The organism is Pseudomonas sp. SLFW (assembly GCF_009905615.1).
Lineage (GTDB): Bacteria > Pseudomonadota > Gammaproteobacteria > Pseudomonadales > Pseudomonadaceae > Aquipseudomonas > Aquipseudomonas bambusae.
In genome coordinates this window covers 320,405-343,935 of record NZ_JAAAKW010000003.1, presented here as the reverse complement: position 1 = coordinate 343,935, position 23,531 = coordinate 320,405, and the positions used below count along the sequence as shown (strand labels likewise).

21 protein-coding genes are annotated in these 23,531 nt (G+C 62.3%); 10 read left to right on the top strand and 11 right to left on the bottom strand.

Annotation, left to right across the window (positions count from 1 at the left end):
- Nucleotides 1-3 precede the first annotated feature (3 nt).
- From GVN17_RS07450 to GVN17_RS07435, 4 genes are all read right to left on the bottom strand, one after another.
- On the bottom strand, nucleotides 4-1,611 hold the full coding sequence (locus GVN17_RS07450) for a carboxyl transferase domain-containing protein (RefSeq protein ID WP_166594583.1): 1,608 nt from the start codon (nucleotides 1,609-1,611) through the stop codon (nucleotides 4-6).
- A gap of 94 nt (nucleotides 1,612-1,705) precedes the next feature.
- Nucleotides 1,706-2,869, bottom strand: a complete 1,164-nt coding sequence (locus tag GVN17_RS07445; RefSeq protein ID WP_166594582.1) for an isovaleryl-CoA dehydrogenase — start codon at nucleotides 2,867-2,869, stop codon at nucleotides 1,706-1,708.
- Nucleotides 2,870-3,088: 219 nt separating this feature from the next.
- Nucleotides 3,089-4,324, bottom strand: coding sequence for a Zn-dependent hydrolase (locus GVN17_RS07440; protein ID WP_166594581.1), 1,236 nt, complete (start codon nucleotides 4,322-4,324; stop codon nucleotides 3,089-3,091).
- Nucleotides 4,321-4,812 (bottom strand): L-2-amino-thiazoline-4-carboxylic acid hydrolase, encoded by a 492-nt coding sequence (locus GVN17_RS07435; protein WP_166594580.1) that lies wholly within the window; start codon nucleotides 4,810-4,812, stop codon nucleotides 4,321-4,323. Before GVN17_RS07435 ends, GVN17_RS07440 begins: the two co-directional genes overlap by 4 nt.
- Nucleotides 4,813-4,998: 186 nt before the next feature.
- Here GVN17_RS07435 and GVN17_RS07430 point away from each other — a divergent pair, with 186 nt between their 5' ends.
- Nucleotides 4,999-5,937 (top strand): LysR substrate-binding domain-containing protein, encoded by a 939-nt coding sequence (locus GVN17_RS07430; protein ID WP_166594579.1) that lies wholly within the window; start codon nucleotides 4,999-5,001, stop codon nucleotides 5,935-5,937.
- Nucleotides 5,938-6,116: 179 nt separating this feature from the next.
- On the opposite strand, the gene GVN17_RS07425 is transcribed toward GVN17_RS07430, so the two are convergent.
- The 4 genes from GVN17_RS07425 to GVN17_RS07410 form a co-directional block, all read right to left on the bottom strand.
- Complete coding sequence (locus GVN17_RS07425) at nucleotides 6,117-7,295, bottom strand: cystathionine gamma-synthase (protein ID WP_166594578.1); 1,179 nt, start codon at nucleotides 7,293-7,295, stop codon at nucleotides 6,117-6,119.
- Entirely contained in the window at nucleotides 7,292-8,668 is a 1,377-nt protein-coding gene (locus GVN17_RS07420; protein WP_166594577.1) for a cystathionine beta-synthase, read from the bottom strand. The genes GVN17_RS07425 and GVN17_RS07420 overlap by 4 nt, the downstream gene beginning before the upstream one ends.
- Before the next feature lie 91 nt (nucleotides 8,669-8,759).
- Nucleotides 8,760-9,797: an ABC transporter substrate-binding protein gene (locus GVN17_RS07415; protein ID WP_166594576.1), complete on the bottom strand. Its 1,038-nt coding sequence runs from the start codon at nucleotides 9,795-9,797 to the stop codon at nucleotides 8,760-8,762.
- Nucleotides 9,798-9,937: 140 nt separating this feature from the next.
- Nucleotides 9,938-10,738, bottom strand: coding sequence for a helix-turn-helix transcriptional regulator (locus GVN17_RS07410; RefSeq protein ID WP_371928498.1), 801 nt, complete (start codon nucleotides 10,736-10,738; stop codon nucleotides 9,938-9,940).
- Between the two features lie 92 nt (nucleotides 10,739-10,830).
- Between GVN17_RS07410 and GVN17_RS07405 the strand changes: the two genes are divergently transcribed.
- Nucleotides 10,831-11,787 (top strand): threonine dehydratase, encoded by a 957-nt coding sequence (locus tag GVN17_RS07405; protein ID WP_166594574.1) that lies wholly within the window; start codon nucleotides 10,831-10,833, stop codon nucleotides 11,785-11,787.
- A gap of 15 nt (nucleotides 11,788-11,802) precedes the next feature.
- Here GVN17_RS07405 and GVN17_RS07400 read toward each other — a convergent pair whose 3' ends face one another.
- A complete protein-coding gene (locus GVN17_RS07400; RefSeq protein ID WP_166594573.1) occupies nucleotides 11,803-12,660 on the bottom strand; it encodes a LysR family transcriptional regulator in 858 nt (285 codons plus the stop codon).
- A 73-nt stretch (nucleotides 12,661-12,733) separates the two neighbouring features.
- On the bottom strand, nucleotides 12,734-13,489 hold the full coding sequence (locus GVN17_RS07395; RefSeq protein ID WP_166594572.1) for a TetR/AcrR family transcriptional regulator: 756 nt from the start codon (nucleotides 13,487-13,489) through the stop codon (nucleotides 12,734-12,736).
- A 251-nt stretch (nucleotides 13,490-13,740) separates the two neighbouring features.
- On the opposite strand from GVN17_RS07395, the gene GVN17_RS07390 reads away from it, so the two are divergent.
- From GVN17_RS07390 to GVN17_RS07355, 8 genes are all read left to right on the top strand, one after another.
- On the top strand, nucleotides 13,741-14,991 hold the full coding sequence (locus GVN17_RS07390; protein ID WP_178115709.1) for an alpha/beta hydrolase: 1,251 nt from the start codon (nucleotides 13,741-13,743) through the stop codon (nucleotides 14,989-14,991).
- Between the two features lie 20 nt (nucleotides 14,992-15,011).
- The gene (locus GVN17_RS07385) at nucleotides 15,012-16,733 is read left to right on the top strand and encodes an AMP-binding protein (protein WP_166594571.1); all 1,722 of its coding nucleotides are present in this window, start codon (nucleotides 15,012-15,014) and stop codon (nucleotides 16,731-16,733) included.
- A gap of 92 nt (nucleotides 16,734-16,825) precedes the next feature.
- A complete protein-coding gene (locus tag GVN17_RS07380) occupies nucleotides 16,826-17,671 on the top strand; it encodes a VOC family protein (protein WP_166594570.1) in 846 nt (281 codons plus the stop codon).
- Nucleotides 17,671-18,831 carry an FAD-dependent monooxygenase gene (locus GVN17_RS07375; protein WP_166594569.1) on the top strand — a complete coding sequence of 387 codons (1,161 nt, stop codon included), beginning with the start codon at nucleotides 17,671-17,673 and terminating at the stop codon, nucleotides 18,829-18,831. The genes GVN17_RS07380 and GVN17_RS07375 overlap by 1 nt, the downstream gene beginning before the upstream one ends.
- Nucleotides 18,828-19,280, top strand: a complete 453-nt coding sequence (locus tag GVN17_RS07370) for an acyl-CoA thioesterase (RefSeq protein WP_166594568.1) — start codon at nucleotides 18,828-18,830, stop codon at nucleotides 19,278-19,280. The genes GVN17_RS07375 and GVN17_RS07370 overlap by 4 nt, the downstream gene beginning before the upstream one ends.
- Entirely contained in the window at nucleotides 19,273-20,457 is a 1,185-nt protein-coding gene (locus GVN17_RS07365) for an acetyl-CoA C-acyltransferase (protein ID WP_166594567.1), read from the top strand. The genes GVN17_RS07370 and GVN17_RS07365 overlap by 8 nt, the downstream gene beginning before the upstream one ends.
- Before the next feature lie 98 nt (nucleotides 20,458-20,555).
- Nucleotides 20,556-21,491 (top strand): SMP-30/gluconolactonase/LRE family protein, encoded by a 936-nt coding sequence (locus tag GVN17_RS07360; RefSeq protein WP_166594566.1) that lies wholly within the window; start codon nucleotides 20,556-20,558, stop codon nucleotides 21,489-21,491.
- A gap of 160 nt (nucleotides 21,492-21,651) precedes the next feature.
- Nucleotides 21,652-22,806 (top strand): OmpP1/FadL family transporter, encoded by a 1,155-nt coding sequence (locus GVN17_RS07355; RefSeq protein WP_166594565.1) that lies wholly within the window; start codon nucleotides 21,652-21,654, stop codon nucleotides 22,804-22,806.
- Between the two features lie 77 nt (nucleotides 22,807-22,883).
- Here the strand turns inward: GVN17_RS07355 and GVN17_RS07350 are convergent, their stop codons facing one another.
- Nucleotides 22,884-23,525, bottom strand: coding sequence for a 3-oxoacid CoA-transferase subunit B (locus GVN17_RS07350; RefSeq protein WP_166594564.1), 642 nt, complete (start codon nucleotides 23,523-23,525; stop codon nucleotides 22,884-22,886).
- Between the last annotated feature and the right edge of the window lie 6 nt (nucleotides 23,526-23,531).

Genomic DNA, 23,531 nt, shown 5'->3' with positions numbered 1-23,531 from the left:
GGGTTACATCCGGAACACGCCGAAGCGGGTCGGTTCGATGGGGGCGTTGAGCGCCGCGCTGAGGGCCAGGGCGAGAATGTCGCGGGTCTGCGCCGGGTCGATCACGCCGTCGTCCCACAGGCGGGCGCTGGAGTAATAGGGGTGGCCCTGGTGTTCGTACTGGTCGAGGATCGGCTGCTTGATCTCGGCTTCCTGCTCGGCGCTGAAGCCTTGGCCGCTGCGTTCGGCCTGCTCGCGCTTGACCTGTACCAGCACGCCCGCCGCCTGCTCGCCGCCCATCACGCCGATACGCGCGTTGGGCCACATCCACAAGAAACGTGGATCGTAGGCCCGCCCACACATGCCGTAGTTACCGGCGCCGAAGCTGCCACCGATGATCACCGTGAATTTCGGCACCCTGGCGCAAGCCACTGCAGTGACCAGCTTGGCGCCGTGCTTGGCGATGCCGCCCGCTTCGTATTTCTGACCGACCATGAAACCGGTGATGTTTTGCAGGAACAACAGCGGAATGCCGCGTTGACAGGCCAGTTCGATGAAGTGCGCGCCTTTCTGCGCCGCCTCGGCAAACAGGATGCCGTTGTTGGCCAGGATCGCGAGGGGATAGCCATTAAGGTGCGCGAAGCCGCACACCAGCGTGGTCCCGAACAGCGCCTTGAACTCGTCGAACACCGAACCGTCGACCAGCCGCGCAATGACTTCGCGTACGTCAAAGGGCTGTTTGGGGTCAGCGGAAATCACGCCGTACAGTTCGTCGCTGGGGTAGCGCGGGGCTTCAGGAGGACGCGTTTGCAGTGCGCCCAGTTTGCGCCAGTTGAGGTTGGCGACGCTGCGCCGGGCCAGTGCCAGCGCGTGTTCGTCGCTGTCGGCGTAGTGATCGGCCACGCCGGAAATCTTGCAATGCACGTCGGCACCGCCCAAGTCTTCAGCACTCACGACTTCACCCGTCGCGGCTTTCACCAGCGGAGGCCCTGCCAGGAAGATCGTCGCCTGCTGGCGGACCATGATCGCTTCGTCGGCCATCGCCGGGACGTAGGCGCCGCCCGCCGTGCACGAGCCCATCACCACGGCGATTTGCGGGATGCCTTCGGCGCTCATGTTGGCTTGGTTGAAGAAAATGCGGCCGAAGTGTTCGCGGTCAGGAAAGACCTCATCCTGACGGGGCAGGTTGGCGCCACCCGAATCCACCAGGTAAATACACGGCAGGCGGTTCTGCTGAGCGATGGTCTGGGCGCGCAGGTGTTTTTTGACGGTCAGCGGGTAATACGACCCGCCTTTGACCGTCGCGTCGTTGGCGATGATCATGCATTCGACGCCCTCGACCCGCCCGATTCCGGCGATCACACCTGCGGCGGGCACGTCTTCGCCATACACGCCGTGGGCCGCCAATTGACTGATTTCCAGAAACGGCGATCCCAAGTCCAGCAACCGATTGATGCGCTCACGCGGCAGCAACTTGCCCCGCGATGTGTGCCGCTCCTGCGCTTTCGGCCCACCGCCTTGATACACCTGCGCCAACAGCGTGTGCAGATCATCCACCTGCCTGCGCAACGCCTCGCTGTTCGCCAAAAACTCCGCCGAACGCGGATTGACATGTGTCTTCAAAATCATCACTCATTCCCCTACCAGAACCGCTGACACGACGCCAAATACCCGGTCACCGCACACTGCCTTTACTTGCCGCTTGCCGCTCACGCTCGCCGCTGCTTCACCGCGTCTCGTTGAACAGCTCGCGCCCGATCAGCATGCGGCGGATTTCACTGGTGCCAGCGCCGATTTCGTAGAGCTTGGCGTCGCGCAGCAGACGGCCTGCGGGGAATTCGTTGATGTAGCCGTTGCCGCCGAGAATCTGGATGGTGTCCAGCGCCATTTGCGTGGCCCGTTCGGCGCTGTAGAGGATGACCCCGGCAGCGTCCTTGCGCGTGGTTTCGCCGCGTTCACACGCCTGCGCCACGGCGTACAGGTAGGCGCGGCTGGCGTTGAGTTGGGTGTACATGTCGGCGACCTTGCCTTGGATCAGCTGGAATTCGCCGATGCTTTGGCCGAACTGTTTGCGGTCATGAATGTAAGGCAACACCACGTCCAGGCAGGCTTGCATGATCCCGGTCGGGCCGCCGGAGAGCACGACACGTTCGTAGTCCAGGCCGCTCATCAGGACGCGGACACCGCCGTTCAGCGCGCCGAGCAGGTTTTCTTCCGGAACTTCGACGTCATCAAAAAACAGCTCGCAGGTATTGGAGCCGCGCATGCCGAGTTTGTCGAATTTGCTGCCACGGGAAAACCCTTTCCAGTCGCGCTCGACGATAAACGCGCTGATGCCGTGGGCGCCTTTTTCCAGGTCGGTCTTGGCGTAGATAACGTAGGTGTTGGCGTCGGGGCCGTTGGTGATCCAGGTTTTGCTGCCGTTGAGAACGAAGCGGTCGCCGCGTTTATCGGCCCGCAGCTTCATTGACACCACATCGGAACCGGCGTTGGGCTCGCTCATGGCCAGGGCGCCGATGTGCTCGCCGCTGATCAGCTTTGGCAGGTAGCGGGCTTTCTGCTCAGGGTTGCCGTTGCGGTTGATCTGGTTCACGCAAAGGTTGGAATGAGCGCCGTAGGAGAGGGCGACGGAAGCGGACGCCCGGCTGATTTCTTCCATGGCCACCACATGGGCCAGATAGCCCAGGCCCGCGCCGCCGTACTGCTCCTCGACGGTGATGCCCAGCAGGCCCATGTCACCGAACTTGCGCCACATGTCGGCAGGGAACAGGTTCTCCTGATCGATCTGCGCCGCGCGAGGCGCCAGTTCCGCCGCGACGAAGGCCTGCACCTGGTCGCGGAGCATGTTGATCGTCTCGCCAAGGCCGAAATTGAGCGTGGGGTAGTTCATGAGACTGCGTTCCCTTGTTGTTTTTGGAGGGGCTGTCAGACGGAAATGATCTGTATCACCTTTACGTTAACGTAAGCCTGAGGGTGAGGGGATGTCAACGCGGGGCATGAGTACGGTTGAGAAAAGAAATGAGGAGAAGGGGTGCGATCCGGCCAGAATCAAGAGCCTGACCGCGCTGCGATCCCGCCTATACCGAAGGTACAGGCGGTGCGGGAAGGGTCAAACCCCCGCCTTGGCCAGCATCGCGTGCAGCAACACATTCCCACCGGCTTCCGACCAATGAGGATGAATGTGCTCGGCTTCGTTGTGGCTCAAACCGTTCACGCAGGGCACGAAGATCATTGAAGTCGGGGCGACTTTGCTCAGGTAGCAGGCGTCGTGACCAGCGCCGGAAATCATGCGGCGATGGCTGTAGCCGAGCTCCGAAGCGGCCCGTTCCACGCGGTCGATGCAGTCGGCGTCGAAGGCGATCGGCGCGTATTGAAAGATCTGCTCCAGCTTGAGCTGTAGACCGATGGTGTCAGCGATGCCCTGCACTTCCTGACGCAACTGCCAATCGAGCACTTCCAGCACGGCTTCGTTGGGGTGACGAAACTCGACGCTGAACACCACGCGCCCTGGCACCACGTTGCGAGAATTGGGGAAGACGTTGACCCAACCGACCGTCGCACGGCCTTCATCGCCTTGGGCAACCCCCATGGCATTGACCGCTTCGACCACCCGGGCCAGACCGAGCAGAGCGTCCAGACGATGATCCATGGGCGTTGTGCCCGCGTGGGCGCTGCGTCCGGTGAGTTCGATTTCGTACCAGCGCTGGCCTTGAGCGCCTGTCACCACGCCGATGGTCAGGCCTTGTGCTTCAAGGATCGGGCCTTGCTCGATGTGCAGCTCAAAGGCGGCGTGAATCTCGCGGTCGCCCATGGGTTCGTTGCCTGCGTAACCGATGGTCTGCAACGCTTCGCCGAGGGTGATGCCCTTGGCGTCGGTGCGGGACAGGCCGTATGCCAGATCGAACACGCCGGTGTAGACGCCCGAGGCAATCATCGCCGGGGCGAACCGAGAGCCTTCCTCGTTGGTCCAGTTCACCACTTCAATTGACCGATCGGTCTGAATGTCGTGATCGTTCAACGTGCGGATGACTTCCAGGCCCGCGAGCACACCATAGATGCCGTCGAATTTGCCGCCAGCCGGTTGTGAATCGCCGTGAGAGCCGGTGATCACCGGGGCCAGGCTGTCGTCACGCCCCACGCGGCGAGCGAACATGTTACCCATGGCATCGACGCGCACGGTGCACCCGGCTTCGGTGGCCCAGCGGGCGAACAGGTCGCGGCCAATACGATCCTCCTCGGTCAGTGCCAGCCGGGAAACGCCGCCCTTGGGCGTGCCGCCGATTTGCGCCATTTCCATCAGCGAGTCCCACAGACGTGCGCCGTTGATGCGAGGGGCGGCGCTCATGATTGCGGCTCCTGATCCTTGACCTTGTAGCGGAAATTGCAGTGACTGGCGCCTTGCATCAGCGTTTGAGTGCGGGTGAGTTCGACGTTGGGGTCGTAGCCGACGATGAACAGTTCGTCGCGGTTGCAGGACAGCAGGTGGCCGATCTCGCCAAGGCCCATCTCGTGGTACATCTCGGCGTAGCGGCAGCGGTGCACGTCGTAGTCGAAGTGGGTGGCGTCGCTGGCGATGATGTCGACTTTCAGCGCGTCGTCTTTTTCCCACAGCTCTTGCAGGGCCACGAAACCTTCGAGGCTTGGGCCTTCTGGCTCGCGGGACGCGAAGTAAGCCCCGGCCTTGACCGCCGCTTGGGAAACCGCTTCGCCAATCACGGCCTGGGCGTGCTGTTTGCCGTAGTCGCGCACCAGTATTTCGTAGATTGGCTTGATGATCTCAGCCTCGATTCGCCGCCGGGCCAGAATGCCCAGTTCACCTTCGACAGCGCTCATGTGGTTTTCCTCGGGTTCACGGTGTGAGAGGGGCCTTTTATGAAAAGCAGGTAGGCCTCGTTGGAAAGAACACTAATTAACCATTCTATATTTATCAACTGTTAAGGCTATATAGGCTTATAACAGTCTGGATACCGGCGTTATTTAGTGCTTTTCGGCGTTTAATATCCGTATTAAGCTCAATACATGAATAATACAGAACAGTTTGAAAGCGACCCGCCGCTGCGTGCCGTGCGCACCTTCGAAGCCTTCGCCCGTCACGGTGGAGTGAATGCCGCCGCCCGTGAACTGGATGTCTCGCCGTCGGCCATCAGCCATCAATTGCGCCTGCTGGACGATTTTCTCGGCCAGTCGCTCACTTCACGGCAAGGCCGCAACCTGATCCTCACCGACGACGGCCGGGAGTATTACCGGGCGATCCGCTCGGCGTTCGCGGTGTTGCGCAGCGCCACCAAGCACGTGCGCGAGCAGTCCGCGACTCGGCAGGTCACCATCAGCCTGATCCCCATGCTCGGGATCAACCTGTTCATCCCGCGTCTGGGCGGGTTTCTGGCCGACAACCCGGCAGTCGACGTCAACGTGACCTACGCCAACCACCGCAGTTACCCCAGCGATGCGGCCGACATTTCCATCCGGTTCGGGACGGGGCATTGGCCGGGGTATCAGAGTGAGCCGCTGATACCGGGTGACGTGACCGTATGGTGCAGCCCGTCGCTGCTGGAGCGCGTCGGCCCTATCGATTCACCTGGGTCGCTGATCGACCTGCCGTTGCTGCACGATGAAGAACGCGGTACCTGGGCGCAGTGGTTTCAGCGTGTAGACGTTCGCCATCCGGGCGCGTTGCAGGGCTTGCTCTTCGAGGACGGCCAGTTGGCAATGACCGCCGCCCTCAATGGACTGGGCTGTGCGCTGCTTCGCGAGCCATTGGTGGCACCGCTGCGGGACCGGGGTGAATTGGTGAAACTGTTCGACCACGCGCTGGACGACGGGCGCGCGTATTACCTGTGTCGGCGGGCGGACGGGGAGTTATCGAAGGAAGGGATGAGTCTTTACAGCTGGTTGAAGCGGGTGTTGATGATTCAGCCGCTGTCGACGGACTCGTCGAGCGCCGAATCGCGTCCATAAAAAAGCCGCCAACCCGTTATCTCGGACGGTGTGGCGGCCTGAAGGACATCCATCAAATCGGCGGATTTGATGAATCGAACGTTAGCAAGCTATCGAAGCCTCGACCATGTGAATTTTGGCAAATCTCTATTACTTAACGGGCAACAATCCTTCGCACATGCCTGAACACAATCCATAAATCAGATTGTACCCAGCGCCTGAGCCAGGTCCGCCCGCAGGTCTTCGATATCTTCAATGCCCACCGACAGGCGCACCAGCGAATCCCCGATCCCCAGCTTCGCCCGGTTTTCGGCAGGAATACTGGCGTGGGTCATGATGGCCGGGTGTTCGATGAGGCTTTCGACGCCGCCGAGGCTTTCAGCCAGCGCAAACAGCTCGACTTTCTCCAGAAACCGTCGAGTGCCGGCCAGGTCAGTGTTCAGGTCCAGCGAGATCATGCCGCCGAAGCCGCGCATCTGCCGACAGGCCAGGGCGTGTTGCGGGTGAGTCGGCAAGCCGGGGTAGTAAACCCGCGCCACTTGCGGCTGGCGTTCCAGCCATTGCGCCAATTCCAGCGCGTTGCTGCTGTGGCGTTCCATGCGCAGGGCCAGGGTTTTCACGCCGCGCAGGGTCAGGAAGGCGTCGAAAGGCCCGGCGATGGCGCCCACGGAGTTCTGCAAGAAGCCCAAGCGTTCAGCCAGCTCAGGGTTGTCGCCGACCACGGCAATGCCGCCGATGACGTCCGAATGGCCGTTCAAGTATTTGGTGGTCGAGTGCACCACGATGTCGAAGCCCAAGGCCAGCGGGTGCTGAATCCACGGGCTGGCGAAGGTGTTGTCGGCCACGCAAATGATCCCGCGATCCCGGCAGACGCGTGCGATGGCCGCCAGATCGCTCAGGCGTAGCAGCGGGTTGCTCGGGGTCTCGACCCAGATCATTTTGGTGTCATCCTGCAAACCGGCTTCGAAGGCCGACAGGTCGGTCATGTCGACGAAGCTGAAACGGTGCCCCGCGCTGCGTTTGCGCACCTTGTCGAACAGCCGGAACGTGCCGCCGTAGAGATCATCCCCGGACAGAATGTGCGAACCCGCGTCGAGCAATTCCAGCACCGAGGAAATGGCCGCCAGCCCCGAGGCAAAGGCAAACGCCTGGGTGCCGCCTTCCAGATCCGCCACGCAACGCTCCAGTGCAAAGCGCGTCGGGTTGTGCGAGCGGCCGTAATCCAGCCCTTTGTGCACGCCGGGGCTTTCTTGCAGGTAGGTGGAGTTGGCGTAGATCGGCGGCATCAGCGCGCCGGTGGTCGGGTCGGGTGTCTGTCCGGCGTGGATCACGCGGGTGGCAAAACCGTGGGGCTTGGCGTGTTCGTCGTGCTGACTCATGCAAGGGATCTCCGCAAGTGATTGAGCAGGTCGACGCGAGTGATCAGGCCGTGGAAGCCCGAAGCGTCGGCGATGATGGCGACATGGCCACGGTCCAGTTCTTCTTGCAGCCGGGCAAGGGAAGCGTCGGGCGGCAGGGTGTTCAACTGATCGGTCATGGCGCTGGCGACGGTGGTGCGAAAGTGAGAGGTGTCGTTGTGCACGTCCAGCAGGATGTCGGATTCGTCGATCACCCCCACCAGGCGTGTGTTGTCCACCAGCACCGGCAGTTGCGACACGTCGGCCAGGCGCATGCGCTGGAACGCTGTCAGCAGAGTGTCGTCCGGGCCGACGCTGATCACCCGGCCATCCTCGAAACGACGGGCGATCAAGTCGCGCAAATCGCCGTATTTGGTGCGTTGCATAAGGCCCTGATCGGTCATCCACTGGTCATTGTAGACCTTGGATAAATAGCGAGTGCCGGTGTCGCAGACGAAGCTGACCACGCGTTTCGGTACGGTCTGTTCGCGGCAATAGCGCAAGGCAGCGGCCAGGAGCGTGCCGGTAGACGAGCCCCCCAGAATGCCCTCGGCGCGCAGTAACTGCCGGGCGTGTTCGAAGCTGTCTTCATCGCTGATGGAATAGGCCTGACGCACGCTGGTGATGTCGGTGAAGGAGGGGATGAAATCTTCGCCGATGCCTTCCACGGCCCAGGAACCGGGGGTGGGCAGCGTCCGCGTGCGGCTGTATTCGGCGACCACCGACCCGACGGGGTCAGCGAGGACCATTTCCAGGTCCGGTTGCACGCGCTTGAAGAAGCGGGTCAGGCCGGTGAGGGTGCCTGCCGAGCCGACCCCGACGACGATGGCGTCCAGATCGTGTTGGGTCTGCGCCCAGATCTCTGGCGCGGTGCTGCATTCGTGGGCGAGCGGGTTGGCGGGGTTGTTGAACTGGTCGGCGAAGAAGGCGTCAGGTATTTCACTGGCGAGGCGAGCGGCGACGTCCTGGTAATACTCGGGATGGCCCTTGCCGACGTCGGAACGGGTGATGTGCACCTCGGCGCCCATGGCCTTCAGGTGCAAGACCTTTTCGGTGGACATCTTGTCCGGAACCACCAGCACCACGCGATAGCCTTTGGCACGGCCGACCAGTGCGAGGCCGAGCCCGGTGTTGCCCGCCGTGGCTTCGACGATGGTGCCACCGGGGCGCAAACGGCCGTCGCGCTCGGCGGCGTCGATCATGGCCAGGCCAACGCGGTCCTTGATCGAGCCGCCAGGGTTTTGCGATTCAAGCTTCAGGAAGAGGGTGCAGAGACCGGTGTCGATGCGACTGACGCGCACCAACGGGGTATTGCCGATCAGTTCGAGTACGGCTGGACGCGAATCAGCTGACATGTCAAATCCTCATGTGCAGAACACTCATCGGATGGACAGCAGCATAGTTCAAACGTGCACCGGAATGAGGCGGGGCAGCTCTAGTCGCTCATCAACTCCCTTCCAGCAACTTCGCATCCTGGAAGAAATAATCTTTCCACGAGGTCGGCTTGGTCTTGATCGCGCCGACGCGGTAGAGGAATTCGGCCATCGGGTAGGTGTTCTTCGGGTTGATGGTGAATTCGAACTGTGGGTTTTCGATGATCTTGATCAACTGCGCATGGTCGATGCTGGACTTGGTGACGCGAATATAGGTGTCCGCCGCGCCCGCCTTGTCGCGCTTGATGTAGTCCGCGGCATCCGCCAATGCGTCAATGAACGCCTGATAGGTCTTTGGGTTGTCCTCGCGGAATTTTTCCGTGGCGAACAACACCGTCGGCGAGTTCGGGCCCAACACGTCGTAGGAATTCAGCACCACATGGACGTTCTTGTTCTCCACTTCCTGCTCCTGAAACGGCGGGTTGGAGAAGTGGCCGTTCAGCTCGGTGCCCCCGGTCTTGAGGGCTGCGGCGGCGTCCGGGTGCGGCAGGTTGACGGTGTATTTGTCGAGCCGGTTGTATTCGGCATCGCCCCATAACTTCGCCGACGCAAATTGCAGGTAGCGCGATTGCACCGACACGCCGACGGCGGGCACGGCGATGCGGTCTTTCTCACTGAAATCAGCGATGGTTTTGACGTTGGGGTTATTGCTCACCAGGTAATACGGGAAATTACCCAAGGAGGCGACGGCTTTGACGTTCTGCTTGCCATGGGTGCGGTCCCAGATGGTCAGTAATGGGCCCACGCCCGCACCGGCGATGTCCACGGCGCCAGAGAGCAGGGCGTCATTCACCGCCGAGCCGCCTGACAGCTGCGTCCAGTCCACCTTGATATCGACGCCCGCTTCCTTGCCGTGCTTCTCAATCAACTGCTGATCCCGTGCCACGTTGAGCAACAGGTAGACCACACCGAACTGTTCGGCGATGCGCAATTGACCTTCGGCCTGAGCGGCTTGCGGCGCGCCCAGTGTCGCGGCCAACACACTGGCGGCCAGCGTCAGCGCAGCGCCAAAGCGGCCTTTGCCAGGAATTGTCGAGCGTTTTTGAGGCATCACAGGCTCCATCGTTTGAGGGACCGGAGCACGCCGCGCCGTCCTTGATGGAAGCGACTTTATAGATATAACCAGCGTTATTTAAATATCAAAATCGCATATCAATATGTTCGCGAAAGCAGACCTGCCGAAGGCGCGTATCAGCGCCGAAAGGCCCCGGGGCTGATGCCGAGCCGTTGGGTGAAAGTCGCGGTCATGTGCGCCTGAGATGAAAACCCACAGGTGTGTGCAATGTCGGCCAGCCGTTGTGCCGGGTCGCGCAACAGCGAACGGGCGCGAGCGATGCGGCGGTCAATCAGGTAGCGGTGAGGGCTGGTTCCCGTCGCCTCGGTGAAGGCACGCATGAAATAGCCCTCGGACAGGTCGAGCAGCGCGGCCATTGCCTGCACGCTGATGGGCTCACTCAAACCGGCGTCGAGAAACTCGTCGAGCAAACGCAGGCGGCGAGGGGTGATCGATCCTGATCCTGCGCTCTCAGCATCGGCGCAGACGCGACTCGCCAGCGTCATCGCCCAAAGCTCCCAGTCATCGTCCGACGCTGGCTTCAACAGCGCGTTGCGCATGCGTTGAGCCAGGCGAATGGCTTGAGGGTCGATCCGGTTATTGAACGGGCGTTCGTCATTCAGCGCCCAACCATCGGGGCGCAGCACCCGAAGATATTCGCCCCCCTTGGACGATTGCGAATAGACGTCACACCCGGCAGGCACGAAGGCCAGTCCATTGGGCAGGGCATCGAACGGACGCACCCGGTCGCTGCCGATCGCATGCACACCGCGCTGGCTGTCGAAGGCGAAACCGATGGACGAATGCACCGCGACGTAGCGGGCTTCGTACGCGCTGGCAGGCAGCAATTCGATCAGCCACGGCCCGACGACGGCGCGTCGGACCGGGTCGTTGAGGGGCAGAGAGGCAGGCTGATCAAGGGTGCTCATGGGCCTCATCTTACTGAGCGTTTCTACGAAGGTCAGGTGGTTTTTTTGAAAGCCTTCATCGTGGCCCGACGCCTAGACTCGGCAAAAAACAGGAGAGCGCCATGCCCGAATTGACACTGCAGGATATCGAAGACGCCGCCCGCCAGGTTTACCAGGTCATGCCCCCGACGCCGCAGTTCGTCTGGCCGTTACTCGCGCAGCGCCTGGGCTGCACGGTGTGGGTCAAACACGAGAACCATACGCCGACCGGCGCGTTCAAGGTGCGCGGCGGCATCACCTACATGGCCTGGCTCAAGCGCAACTGGCCGAACACCACGGGCGTCATCGCCGCCACCCGGGGCAACCACGGGCAAAGCGTCGCCATGGCTGCGCAGGCGCTGGGGATTCGGGCGGTGATCGTGGTGCCGAAGGGCAACTCGGTCGAAAAGAACAAGGCCATGGCCGGCTTCGGCGGCGAGGTCATCGAGTACGGTCAGGACTTCGACGAGGCCCGTGAAGAAGCGATTCGTCTGGCGCAGGTCGAGGGGCTGTTTCTGGTGCCTGCGTTCCACCCGGAACTGGTCAAGGGCGTGGCGACCTATGCGCTGGAGCTGTTCAAGGCCGCACCGGACCTGGACACCGTGTACGTGCCGATCGGCTGCGGTTCGGGAATCTGCGGGGTGATTGCCGCCCGCGATGCGCTGGGCCTGAAGACTCAAGTGGTCGGCGTGGTCTCCACCGAAGCCGACGCGGCCAAGCAGTCTTTTGAAGCCGGCGCGCTACGAGAAACGGCGTCGGCCAACACCTTTGCCGACGGCCTCGCCGTGCGTAAACCGGTGCCCGACGCGTTCCGGATTTACGCCAGCGGTGCCGCGCGGATCGTCTCCGTCAGCGAAGCCGGGATTGCTGAGGCGATGCGCGTGTATTACGCCGACACCCACAACCTGGCAGAGGGCGCAGGAGCGGCCGCGCTGGCGGCGCTGATGCAGGAGCGGGCGGCGATGGAAGGCAAGCGGGTCGGGGTGATTCTGTCGGGGGCGAACGTTGATAAACAGATTTACGCAAAGGTCTTGGGCTGAGGTGCCCACGCGGGTTTACAACTGCGGGAGCTGCGCGCGAATGTGGGCTTCCATGGCGGCGACCGGCCCGGAGGTTTTCTGGCGGTCGAGTTTCAGGGTGATGGAGATCTGCGGCAGCGCGGGCAATCCGCTGTCACTGCGCAGGATGTGCAGATCGGCAGGCACGGCGGTCTGAGTCAGCACGGCGATGGCCTGCCCCGACCGTACGACCGCACACAACCCGGTCAAACTGTGGCTGGCGTAGGCCAGGCGAAACGGTCTGCCGACGGCTTCGAGGCTGTTGACGGCGGCCTGGTGGTCGAGGGTGTCCGGGTCTGAGAGGGCCAGTTGCAAAGTCTCCGTCTGCGCCGCGTCGCTGCCCTTGGCGCCCACCCACACCAAAGGTTCCAGGCGAATGGCTGAGGGGGCGTTGTCGGTGTGCGCTTCAGAGATGATCGCGATGTCCAGCAAGTGGGCGTTGACGCGTTCGATCAGCCGTGGCGTCGGTGCGCAGAACACTTCGACCTGCACCTGTGGGTGCAACGCCGCGAAATCCCGGAGCAGGGCAGGCAGAAACACCGTGGCGTAGTCGTCGGGGCAGCCCAGCCGGATGATCCCCGAGAGCGCGTCGCCGCGCAGTTGCGCCATGGCCTCATCGTGGGCGCGCAGAATCTTGCGCGCATGGGGCAGCAGCCGTTCGCCATGGGCCGTCAGGTTCACACCTCGACCGGTGCGGGTGAGCAGCGGCTGACCCACGATGTCTTCGAGGCGTTTCATCTGCATGCTGACGGCCGCCTGGGTGCGGCCTACGCGGCCAGCGGCCCGGCTGAGCGCGCCGGTTTCGGCAATGAGAAGAAAGGTGCGCAAAAGGTCCAGGTCGAGGTAGCTGCTCAAGAGAAAGCATCCTGTGAAATCAGGGGGCACAACCAGGGTTTATCCCGGGATAAGTCAACTGCGATGACGTGATTCACGCCTTGGCGGAGGGCTGTGGCACCTCGATCCATTTCTCGAATCCGTCCAGCAGGATCGACACCCCGGTTTCATAAGTGGCAGGACTGTTGAGCGAGGCGAACGGCGCTGCGAGAAATGCCGCACCCGGATAACTGTCGTTGGCGAAGCGGGCGAGGTAACCGCTGATGAAATCCCCGTGGGTCTTGGGCGACTGACGGTTTTCCTTTTCGGCGGCGATGACCGACACGAACAAAAGCAGCAGGTGGTAGATCATCGCGCCCATGGGCCCCGAAACGCCCATGCTCATCAGAATCCGTCCCATGTGATCGAAGTACGCCAGGCCGTAATCGGTCTCGCCGGGCTGGACCCGCTGAAACAGGCGAAATTTGTTCTCGGTCAGGATGTACGTCGCCAGCCCCGGCCAGCGGCCCATGGTGTCCAGCGACGACAGGGCAAACTGCTCCAGATCGTGACGCCACGCGCCGGTCGGCGCTGGCAGCCTTTCCAGACGCTCCTTGAACGCGGCGTTGATCACGGCGCTGATCAGTTCGTCGCGGCTGCCCAAATGGTAATGCACCATGCCAGCGGCCACCCCGAGTTCCTTGCCGATCCTGACCATGCTGACTTCGTTCAAGGATTCACTCCGGGCGATCCTCACGGCGCATTCGATCATGGCTTCCCGCGAGACATCCTGGCCGCTCTTGGGCCGCCGTCCGACCTTTTTGACGGGCGCGGCCTTGGGGGTTGCAGCGGCTTTGGTTTTCTCTGACATCCGACAGTTCCCTGGAATTAATTGATACGGCCTCAGATTATCACTGCCTGTCACGTTTTCTAAAGCCCTCAATGAAGGCAAGGCCAGAGCAGGGTTGCAGGATCAGGGAGAGGGAAGCCTCAGAAACTATTTTTCAAAACGCTAATTGACACCCTCTCAGATAGTGCTCTATCTTCTGCTCAACGCCTAATTGAGCCTATCTCAAAAAGGCGATCTCAACGGCCTTTCGAGGCTTGGCAGGAGGGCCCACAGTGGCTGATTCCAATAACAAGAAAGTGGCAGTGACGGCAGGTTTGCGCGGCGCGTCCTGGCAAGCGGATCGCATGACCGTTCCGTTCAGTTCGACGCCGGTGCCGCTGACGACACAGGACGGCCAAGGCGCACTCGGCGTGCTCTTCTCCCGAGGCGGCGAGCGCAAAGTGCTGTTCATCATGCACCCCCGGGAGTTGGTGGTGACCCACTACCTCGTGCCGGATGCGCTGGACGCAGGATGGGCGTGCTGGGTGCAAGGCGCGCGCTCGATTGGCAATGACCTGCGTCTGGAACACGAATTCGCGCTGTACGACGTCGCCGCAGGCATGCGTCATCTGCGTGCCGCCGGGTTCGACACCATCGTGCTGCTGGGCAATTCGGGCGGCGCCGGTCTGTTCGCTTACTACAACCAGCAATCGACACAGGCCGCGGAAAGACGCATCGATAAAACCCCGGCCGGCCGCGCCACGAAGTTCGACACCGCCGAATTCCCGGTCGCAGACGGCATCGCGCTGGTGTCGCCGCATCCCGGCCAAGGCATTCTGCTGATGAACGCGCTGGACCCGTCGGTGACAGATGAGCGCGACCCGTTCTCCACCGACCCGACGCTGGACCCGTTCAGCGAGGCCAACGGCTTCCGCATGCCGCCTGACTCTGCCGGTTACAGTGCAGACTTCATCGAACGTTATCGGGCGGCGCAGCGTCAGCGTGTCGAGCGTATCGATGCCCATGCCCGTGATTTGATTGAACGTCGTCAGGCAGCACGTCATCGCCTGAAAACCAGTGGCGCGAACGCAGACCGGGCGCTGGCGGCGCACGGGGCGATCTTTCAGGTGTGGCGCACCGACGCCGACCTGCGCAGTTGGGATATTTCCCTCGATCCGTCCGACCGTTTCGTCGGTTCGTTATGGGGCGCCGACCCGTTCGTCTCGAACCTGGGCAGTGTGGGTTTCGGTCGCATTGTCACCCCCGAGTCGTGGCTCTCGACCTGGTCGGGCCTGTCGTCGAACGCCTCTCTGGCCCAATGCGCGCACGCCATCGAACAACCCACGCTGTTGATCGAATACAGCGGCGACAACGCGGTATTTCCGCAGGACGTGGACGCGATTTATGAGGCGATCCCGGCTTCATGCAAAGAACGGCACCGCGTGCGTGGCAACCACCACGGCCAGGCGCTGGAGGCGGGCGAGACGTCCGGCCAGGTCCTCGCGGGCCAGCACCTGAGACGTTGGCTTCAAGAAAACTTCTGACAAGACAAAGGCGTTCGCTCATGACAATTACAAAAAATGAATCCGCGGCTGTACACACCCCACGACTGAACCGCGTCGCCGAGCCGATTGCCGGTGTCGTCTATCCACCACAGGCCGACCTTGACCGCTACGTCGCGGGCGGCGCATTGCGCCACGAAACCCTTGTTGACGGGCTGAAAGAGGTGGTTCGGCATCACCCGGACAACGTCGCGCTGCTGGGTCCGAAACTGCGCATGACCTACCGCGAGCTGGATGCGTTGTCCACTCGGTTGGCCGGGGCCTTCATCCAACAAGGGCTCAAGCCGCTGGATCGCGTGATCTACCAGCTGCGCGACAGCGAGCAGTTGGTCATTTCGTTCTTCGCCTGCCTCAAGGCCGGGCTGATTCCGATCTGCACCATGGCCGCCCACCGCGAGCGTGAAATCGGCTATCTGGCCAACCACGGTGAAGCCAGGTTGCACATCGTGCAGGGCGATGAAGTCGAGAAGTTCGACAGCGTGGCCTTCGCCCGCAAGATGCAGGAAGCGGCGCCGTCGCTGAAGCTCATCATGCAGGTGCGCGGCGAGCCTCAGGACGGGGTGCTGTTTCAGGACGCACTGATCGCGGGGATCGACCTGGCCGAAGCCGAAGCGCTGGTGGGGCAGGTGCATCTTGACCCGTTTCAGGTCGCCGTTTTTCAGCTGTCCGGCGGCACCACCGGCGTGCCGAAAATCATTCCGCGCTTCCACAACGAATACCTCTACAACATGCGCTCGGTGGCCAAGTGGCTGGGCTTCCGTCCGGACGACACGCTGTTCATGCCGCAACCGATGGTGCACAACCTCAACATGGGGTGCTGTTTCGGGCCGTTCCTGATGACCGGCGGCACGGTGACGATCACCCCGGATCTGCAGCCTGAAACCCTGATCTCGTTGATCGCCACCACCCAGCCGACCTGGCTGATGCTGGGCGGCCCGATCATTGCGCGTCTGGAGTCGGCAATTCAGGAAGGGCGTGTGGACCTGTCCAATGCCCGAGGCGTGATTGTCGCCAACAGCGCGGCCAAGTTGCAGAAACTGCTCGGCGTGCGCACCCACAATATCTTCGGCATCACCGAGGGCGTGATCGCGCTGACCCACCGCGATGACCCGGCAGAAGCCCATGACACCACCAACGGCCGCCCGGTGTCCGAGTTCGACGAGATCCGCATCGTGGTGCCCGGCACGGACGAGGACGCCAAGCCCGGCGAAATCGGCGAGCCGGTGTTCAAGGGCCCGTACACCATTCACGGCTATTACAACGCCGAAGACCGCAACCGCGAGACCTTCACCCGCGACGGCTACTACCGCTCCGGCGACCTGATGTTCACCAAACTCATCGACGGCAAGACCTACTACGTGTTCTGCGGCCGCCTCAAGGACCTGGTCAGCCGTGGCGGCGAAAAGATCAACTGCGAAGAAGTGGAAATGGCGGTCTCCGGTCACCCGGCCGTTGCGGCGGTGGCGGCGGTCGGCTACCCGGACCCGGTGTTCGACGAGCGCCTGTGCGTGACGCTGGTGCTGCGCGATGGCTTTGCTGCGCCGAGCGTGGCCGAACTCGGGGAGTTCCTGCAGGACTACGGACTGGCCAAGTTCAAGTGGCCGGAGCGCGTGGAAGTGCTGGCGTCGTTCCCGCTGACCGCGTCCGGAAAACTCAGCAAAGAAGGCCTGCGCGACATCGTGAAAAAGAGTGTCGAGGCTGAGCGTGCCCAGCTTGCGGGCTGAGTCCGGGCTGTTGAGTTCATTTGATTAAAGGGGCTGCGCGTCAGCCCCCTGGCAACAGGCGTCCTCCGACGCCGTTCACAGGAGTCGTTCCCATGACTGTAAAACAGCCCGTTCTCAAAGGCGTTCACCACAGCGCCAGACCCACCTGGAAGCTGCGTGAAACCGTGGAGTTCTATCGGGACAAACTTGGCCTGCCATTGGTGCATGCCATCTCGGCACGCGCCTGGGGGCCCTCCAACCATCCCGATTTCCTGCACTTCTTTTTCGACAGCGGCAACCACAGCACCATCGCGTTTTTCTACTACATCAACACCGAACAGCCGGACTTCACCCTGCCGGTGGCCGACTATCGCTATGAAGCAACGCACACTGCGTGGCGCGTGGACACCCGCGAAGAGTTGCTGGAATGGCGCGACCGTCTGGAGGCACAGCAGATCCCGTTGATCTTCCAGATCCGCCACGAGTTGATCGAGTCGATCTACTTCAACGACCCGAACGGCTATTACATGGAAATCACCATTCAAGAGCGCCCGATGAACGCACTTGATGGTGAGGACGCGTCCCGCACGTTGGAAGCGGCGATGGCCCATGAAGACGCGCACCTCGCGGGTAGTGCACCGTTCGTGGGGATTGATCAGGTCTGGCTGGACAAGGCCGCCGATATTGCGCCGGACAACACCGACGAGGTGGTGCTCTTCGTCCTTGATGCCCCGGAATTTCAGCCGCTGGTGGACGCCGCCCGAGCGAACCCGGATTACGGTCTCGAACACCTGAGCAATGGTTACTGGAAAATCACGGCCCAAGACGCGCTGGTGTTCGAACGCAAGAAACTGGGTTTCGTCCCGGCATTGTGGAATGCGGCGCTGACCGGCGGGTTCGTCGGTCAGGTCACCGAGTTTGACCGCTATCGCCTGCAGATCAGCCGGGGAGCGCAATGATGAAGGTGGCCATTGTCGGCGGCGGTCCGTCCGGTCTGTACCTGGCGCTGTTGCTCAAACGCAGTGCGCCAGACTGGTCCGTCGAAATCATCGAACAGAATGCCGCAGACGCCACGTTCGGCTTCGGCGTGGTCATGGCGGACACCGGTCTGCAACAGCTGCGCGAAGCGGATGCCGGCTCGTACGACGCGCTTTCCGAAGCCACCCGTCAGCACCAGCATCAGGTGATCGTGCAGGATGAAACCGCGATCGGTTTTCGCCTGCCGGTGAAGGGCGGAGCGATTCCGCGCCTGACCCTGTTGCAGATTCTGGAGCGGCATGCGGAAGCGGCGGGGGTGGTCATTCATTACTGCCAACGCATCGACAGCACGGCCGATCTGGCGCGATTCGGGCTGCAGGACGCGGACGTCGTGGTCGGTGCCGATGGCATCAATTCGGTCATCCGTCGCGAGTTCGAACCGGGTTTCGGCACCACCACCCACACCCTCGGCAATCACTTTGCCTGGTATGGCACGCCGAAGGTCTTCGAGGCGTCCGCACTGGTCTTCCGCAAATACCAGGGCGGGCATTTCGTCGCGCACTATTACGCCTACAGCGATGAAATGAGCACCTTCGTCGCCGAATGCGACGACGCGACATGGGAGCGTCTGAACCTCGGCGCGCTGTCCGAAGACGCGCGTCAGGCGTTGATGGAACAGATATTCGCCCCTGAACTGGAAGGCGCGCCGTTGATCAGTGGCAACGTGCGCGTGGTCTGGCGCCAGTTCCCGGTGATTCGCAACGCCCATTGGGTCAGCGGTCGTCACGTGCTGGTGGGCGATGCCTTGGCCAGCGCGCATTTCTCCATCGGCTCGGGCACGCGCATCGCCATGAACGACGCCATTGCACTGGCGAACGCGCTGCTGTCCCACGAGGACAACGCGCTGGCAGGTTTGCAGGCCTATGAAAGCACCCACCGCCCCAGCAAGCAGAAGCTGATCGGTGCGTCCGAACGTTCTTACCTGTGGTACGAGCGGATGGGGCAGTGGATGGACACGTACACCCCCGAGGAATTCGTCTACCAGTTCATGACCCGCACCGGGCGTGTCGACGACGATCGCCTGCGTGACCAGTACCCTGAGCTGATGGTGCGCCTCGGGCGTACGGGAAGTGCGGCATGAACGGCGGCATCGAATACGTCGTCGCCGAACGGCCCTTCATTGTCCGGCGCACGGTGCGCTGGGTCGACTGTGATCCCGCCGGTGTCGCGTACACCGGTCGATTCACCGAGTTTCTGATCGGCGCGGTCATGCATTTCTACGGCCATATCGGCTGGGGGCCTGAAGCCAGGACCGGCAACGGCGGCCTCGCCTGCAAACACATGTCGTTGACCTTCAACAAAAGCCTGCCGCCGGGTTCGGTTGTGGACATTCGTATCGACGTGGGCGAGGTCCGTCAGCGCACGTTCGATCTGCACGCCACCGCGTTTTTGCCGGACGGCAGCGTGGCGTTCGAAGGGGTGTTCTCGCCGATCTGCGTCACCCCGCAGATGACCGGCCTGCCACTGCCCGATGCGCTGAAATCGGCACTGCGCGAGCATCAGCGCGCGACAGGAGGTCACCATGCGTGAAGCCCTGATCGTGTCAACGGCGCGCACGCCCATTGGCAAAGCCATGCGCGGCTCGCTCAATCACATCAAGTCGCCGACCCTCATGGGCCACGCGCTGCGCCATGCCGTGGAGCGCGCTGGGGTCGATCCTGCGCTCATCGACGACGTGGTGATCGGCACGGTGTTAGCCGCGGGCACCGCCGGTTCGAACCTGGCGCGCAATGCGGTGTTCGCGGCCGGTCTGCCGGTGTCGGTGAGCGGGATGACCCTCGACCGGCAATGCTCGTCCGGGCTGATGGCCATCGCCACGGCAGCCAAGCAGATTCTGCATGACGGTATGGAGGTGGTGGCCGCTGGTGGGCAGGAAAACATTTCGGCCGTCCAGGACGCCTATTTCCAGTGGGTGGCCCAGGAAGCGGATCGCACCGTGCAGCAAGCCGTGCCTCACGCCTACATGCCGATGCTGCAAACCGCCGAACACGTGGCGCGCAAATACGGCATTTCCCGTGAAGCGCAGGATGCATTCGCCTTGAGTTCGCAGTTGCGCACGGCCCGCGCCCAAGCCAACGGCCTGTTGAACGACGAGATCGTGCCGATCAGCGCGGAGCGTCGCATCGTCGACAAGGAATCCGGCGCGGTGCGTTTTGAGCCGGTGCTGCTGGCGCGGGACGAGGGCAATCGGGCCGACACCACCCTCGACAGCCTGGCCAAGCTGTCGCCAGTCATCGTGGGAGGCAGCGTCACGGCGGGCAATGCCAGTCAGCTATCGGACGGCGCCAGTGCCTGCGTGCTGATGGACAGTCGGCGTGCGGCGCAAGAGGGCGCAGTCCCGCTGGGTCTGTACCGCGGCATCGCCGTGGCGGGCTTGGCGCCGGAAGAAATGGGCATCGGGCCGATCTTCGCCATCCCCAAACTGCTCAGGCAACACGGGCTGACGGTTCAGGACATCGACCTCTGGGAGCTCAACGAAGCCTTCGCCTGCCAGGCGCTGTACTGCCAGCAGCAACTGGGGATCGACCCCGAGCGCTGCAACGTCAACGGCGGCGCCATTTCCATCGGCCATCCGTATGGCATGACGGGCGCTCGCCAGGTCGGGCACGTGCTGCTCGAAGGCCGACGACGCAAGGCGCGTTATGCCGTGGTGTCGATGTGCGTGGGCGGTGGCATGGGCGCAGCGGGGTTGTTTGAAATCCTCTGATCGGGCGCTTGCGATAAACCGTTTTTTGCGTGCATGAACAACGCCGTGGACCTGCACGGCGACTTCAACAATCTCTAACAACAAAGGTGGTAGGTGACATGTCCTCACAACAACAAAAATACGTGGTAGAGAAGCTGACCGACGGCCTGATCTTCGGTGAAGGCACCCGTTGGAGGGACGGCAAGCTGTACGTCTCCGACATGCTGGGCAAAAAGGTTTACACCGTTGATGCAGACGGCACAAAGACCGTCATCGCCGAAATGCCGCACAAACCCAACGGCATGGGCTTTCTGTCCGACGGCACGCTGATCCTGAGTTCGATGCACGAAACCCGGCTGTACCGCTACCTGCCGGGCAAGCCGCTGGGTGAAAACCTTGAACTGTACGCCGACCTGTCCAGCGTGTTCACGGGCTACATTGGCGACATGGTGATCGATAAAAACGACCGCATTTACGTCGACGACGTCGGTGCCCGCGTGTTCGAAGGCGAAGGCCTGAAACCGGGTCGCATCGTGATCGTCGAGCCGGGCGGCAAGGACGTGTACGTGGGGCTTGAGGACTGCCACTTTCCAAACGGCATCGTGATCACCCCGGATCAGAAACACCTCATCTTCTCCGAAACCTTTGTCGAGCACCTGTCCATCGTCGACATCGTTGACGGCAAGCTGGTGAACCGTCGCGTGTTCCTCGACATGAAAAAAGCCTTCCCCACCGACGAAGATCGCGCGGGCCAACTGGGTTGCGTGGACGGTATCGCCATCGACGCCGAGGGCGGCATCTGGCTCGCCGTGTTGCGTTCGCACCAGTTCGCACGCATCGACGCTCAAGGCAACATCACTGACCGGGTTCACATTCCGGGTCACGAGGTGGTCTCCGTCGCACTGGGCGGCGAAGACGGCAAGACGCTCTACATGACGGGCACCCGGCTCAAGGGCGATCACCCCAACATCTTCCTGGCCATGGTCGCGCTGGACGTCGAAACCTCGATCTTCACCACCCGCGTCGCGGTAGGGCGTGGTGACGGTCGCCCGTAACCGCATCGGCATCTGAGGGGCAGGCGGACTGCCCCTTTTCTCAACAAACTTTGATCGTGTCCAACGGCGTCGGCCCTCTCGCTGACGTTGCGGGTTCGGCTTGCCTGAGGCAACGCCGTGGGCATTGACCTGCCAACAATAAATATAAGGAATCAGGGTCATGAAAAATGTGCTGGGCGTCATCCTTGCGGGAACGGTGATGTTAGCGGCGAGGGTGGAAGCGGCAAACGGCCCTCAGTATGCGGGGTATGGGGTCACCGCCATGGGCATGGGCGGGGCATCCATCGCCAATCCCGTGGATGCCACCGCCGCGATCAACAACCCGGCCGGCATGGGCGCGGTGGGGTCGCGGGTGGACGGCAACGTGATGGCGACCGTGGGGCAGTTGCGTTCCAACGTCCACGGGGCCAAAAACAGCGATGACATCTTTCTGTTGCTGCCGGGCTTCGGCGCCAACTATCAATATTCGCCCGACGTCACCTTCGGCCTCACGGCTGCCGGGTACGGCGCGGGGGTGGACTACGGCAAACCGATTCCGGCGTTCGGCACCTCGAAGGTCAAATCGGAACTGGGGCAACTGATTCTTTCGCCCACCGCGACCTACCAGTTCGCGCCGGGCCATTACCTCGGTTTCTCGGTGAAGCTGGGGTATGAAAGCCTGATGCTGCATGGTCTGGAAAACTTCGGGGCGACCAACGATACCGACCACGCGTTGGGGATCGGTTTTGGCGTCGGCTACCTGGGCACTATTGCGCCCAATCTGCGCCTGGGGCTGACGTACTCGTCACCGGTGTGGTTTCAGAAACTGGACGCCCATGACGACATCATTCCAAACGGGCAGTTGAACGCACCACAACAGGCGGGCGCGGGGCTGGCGTACGACTGGGGCGACTGGACATTCGCCTTCGACTACGTGTGGCTGAACTGGGCGAGTCAGAAAACCTTTAACAACTCGCTGGTTGAAGGAGGCGCGCCCGGTTCCAGCCGTGGGCCGGGATTCGGCTGGCAGAACCAGAACGTCTTCCGCTTCGGGGCGAACTACAAGGTCAACGACCGCTTGCAGGTTCGCGGGGGCGTGTCGCTGGCCAACCATCAGGTGCCGAACGACGAAGCAACGCTGATTGCCATTTGCCCGTGCAACCAGCCTAAAAGCGTCACGGCCGGGTTGACCTACACCGTATCCAAAGACCTCGAAGTGAGCGGCTCGTACATGTACGACCTGCGTCACATCACCAAGGGCACCGGTCCCAGCGAAGGCACGGAAGCGGGCGGCGAACTGCACATGCTCGCCGTCGGTTTTGGCTACAAGTTCTAACGCTGGCCTGGGCCACCGTCCGGCACCCCGCATGCCGGGCGGTGTTCTCTTTTCCCGCCATGGCGGGAGGGCACGAACTACTGACGCAACGGCACACCACTGAGCTGTTGCAGTTCTTCAAACGTGATGTCGGCCACGATTTCCCGCACCAGCAACCCCTGATCCGTAACATCCAGAATCGCCAGGTCGGTATAAATGCGGGTCACGCAACCGATGCCGGTCAGCGGGTAGCTGCACTGTTCGACGAGTTTGCTTTCGCCGGTCTTGGTCAGGTGGTCCATCATCACGAACACTTGGCGAGCCCCTGTGGCCAGGTCCATCGCGCCGCCGACGGCAGGGATGGAGCCTTCGGCGCCGGTGTGCCAGTTGGCGAGATCACCGGTGACGGACACCTGAAAGGCACCGAGCACGGCGATGTCGATGTGGCCGCCGCGCATCATCGAGAAGGAGTCGGCGTGGTGGAAAAACGCGCCGCCGGTCAGCAGGGTGACGTGCTGCTTGCCCGCGTTGATCAGGTCATCGTCTTCGGCGACGGGCTCGGGGGAGGGGCCCATGCCGAGGATGCCGTTTTCGCTGTGCAGGAAGACTTCCTTGTCGCCCAGGTAATTGGCCACCAGCGTGGGCAGGCCAATGCCAAGGTTCACGTAAGCCCCTTCGGGGATGTCGGCGGCCACGCGTTGGGCCATGTCAGTGCGCGACAGTTTTTGAGTGACGGTCATGGCAGG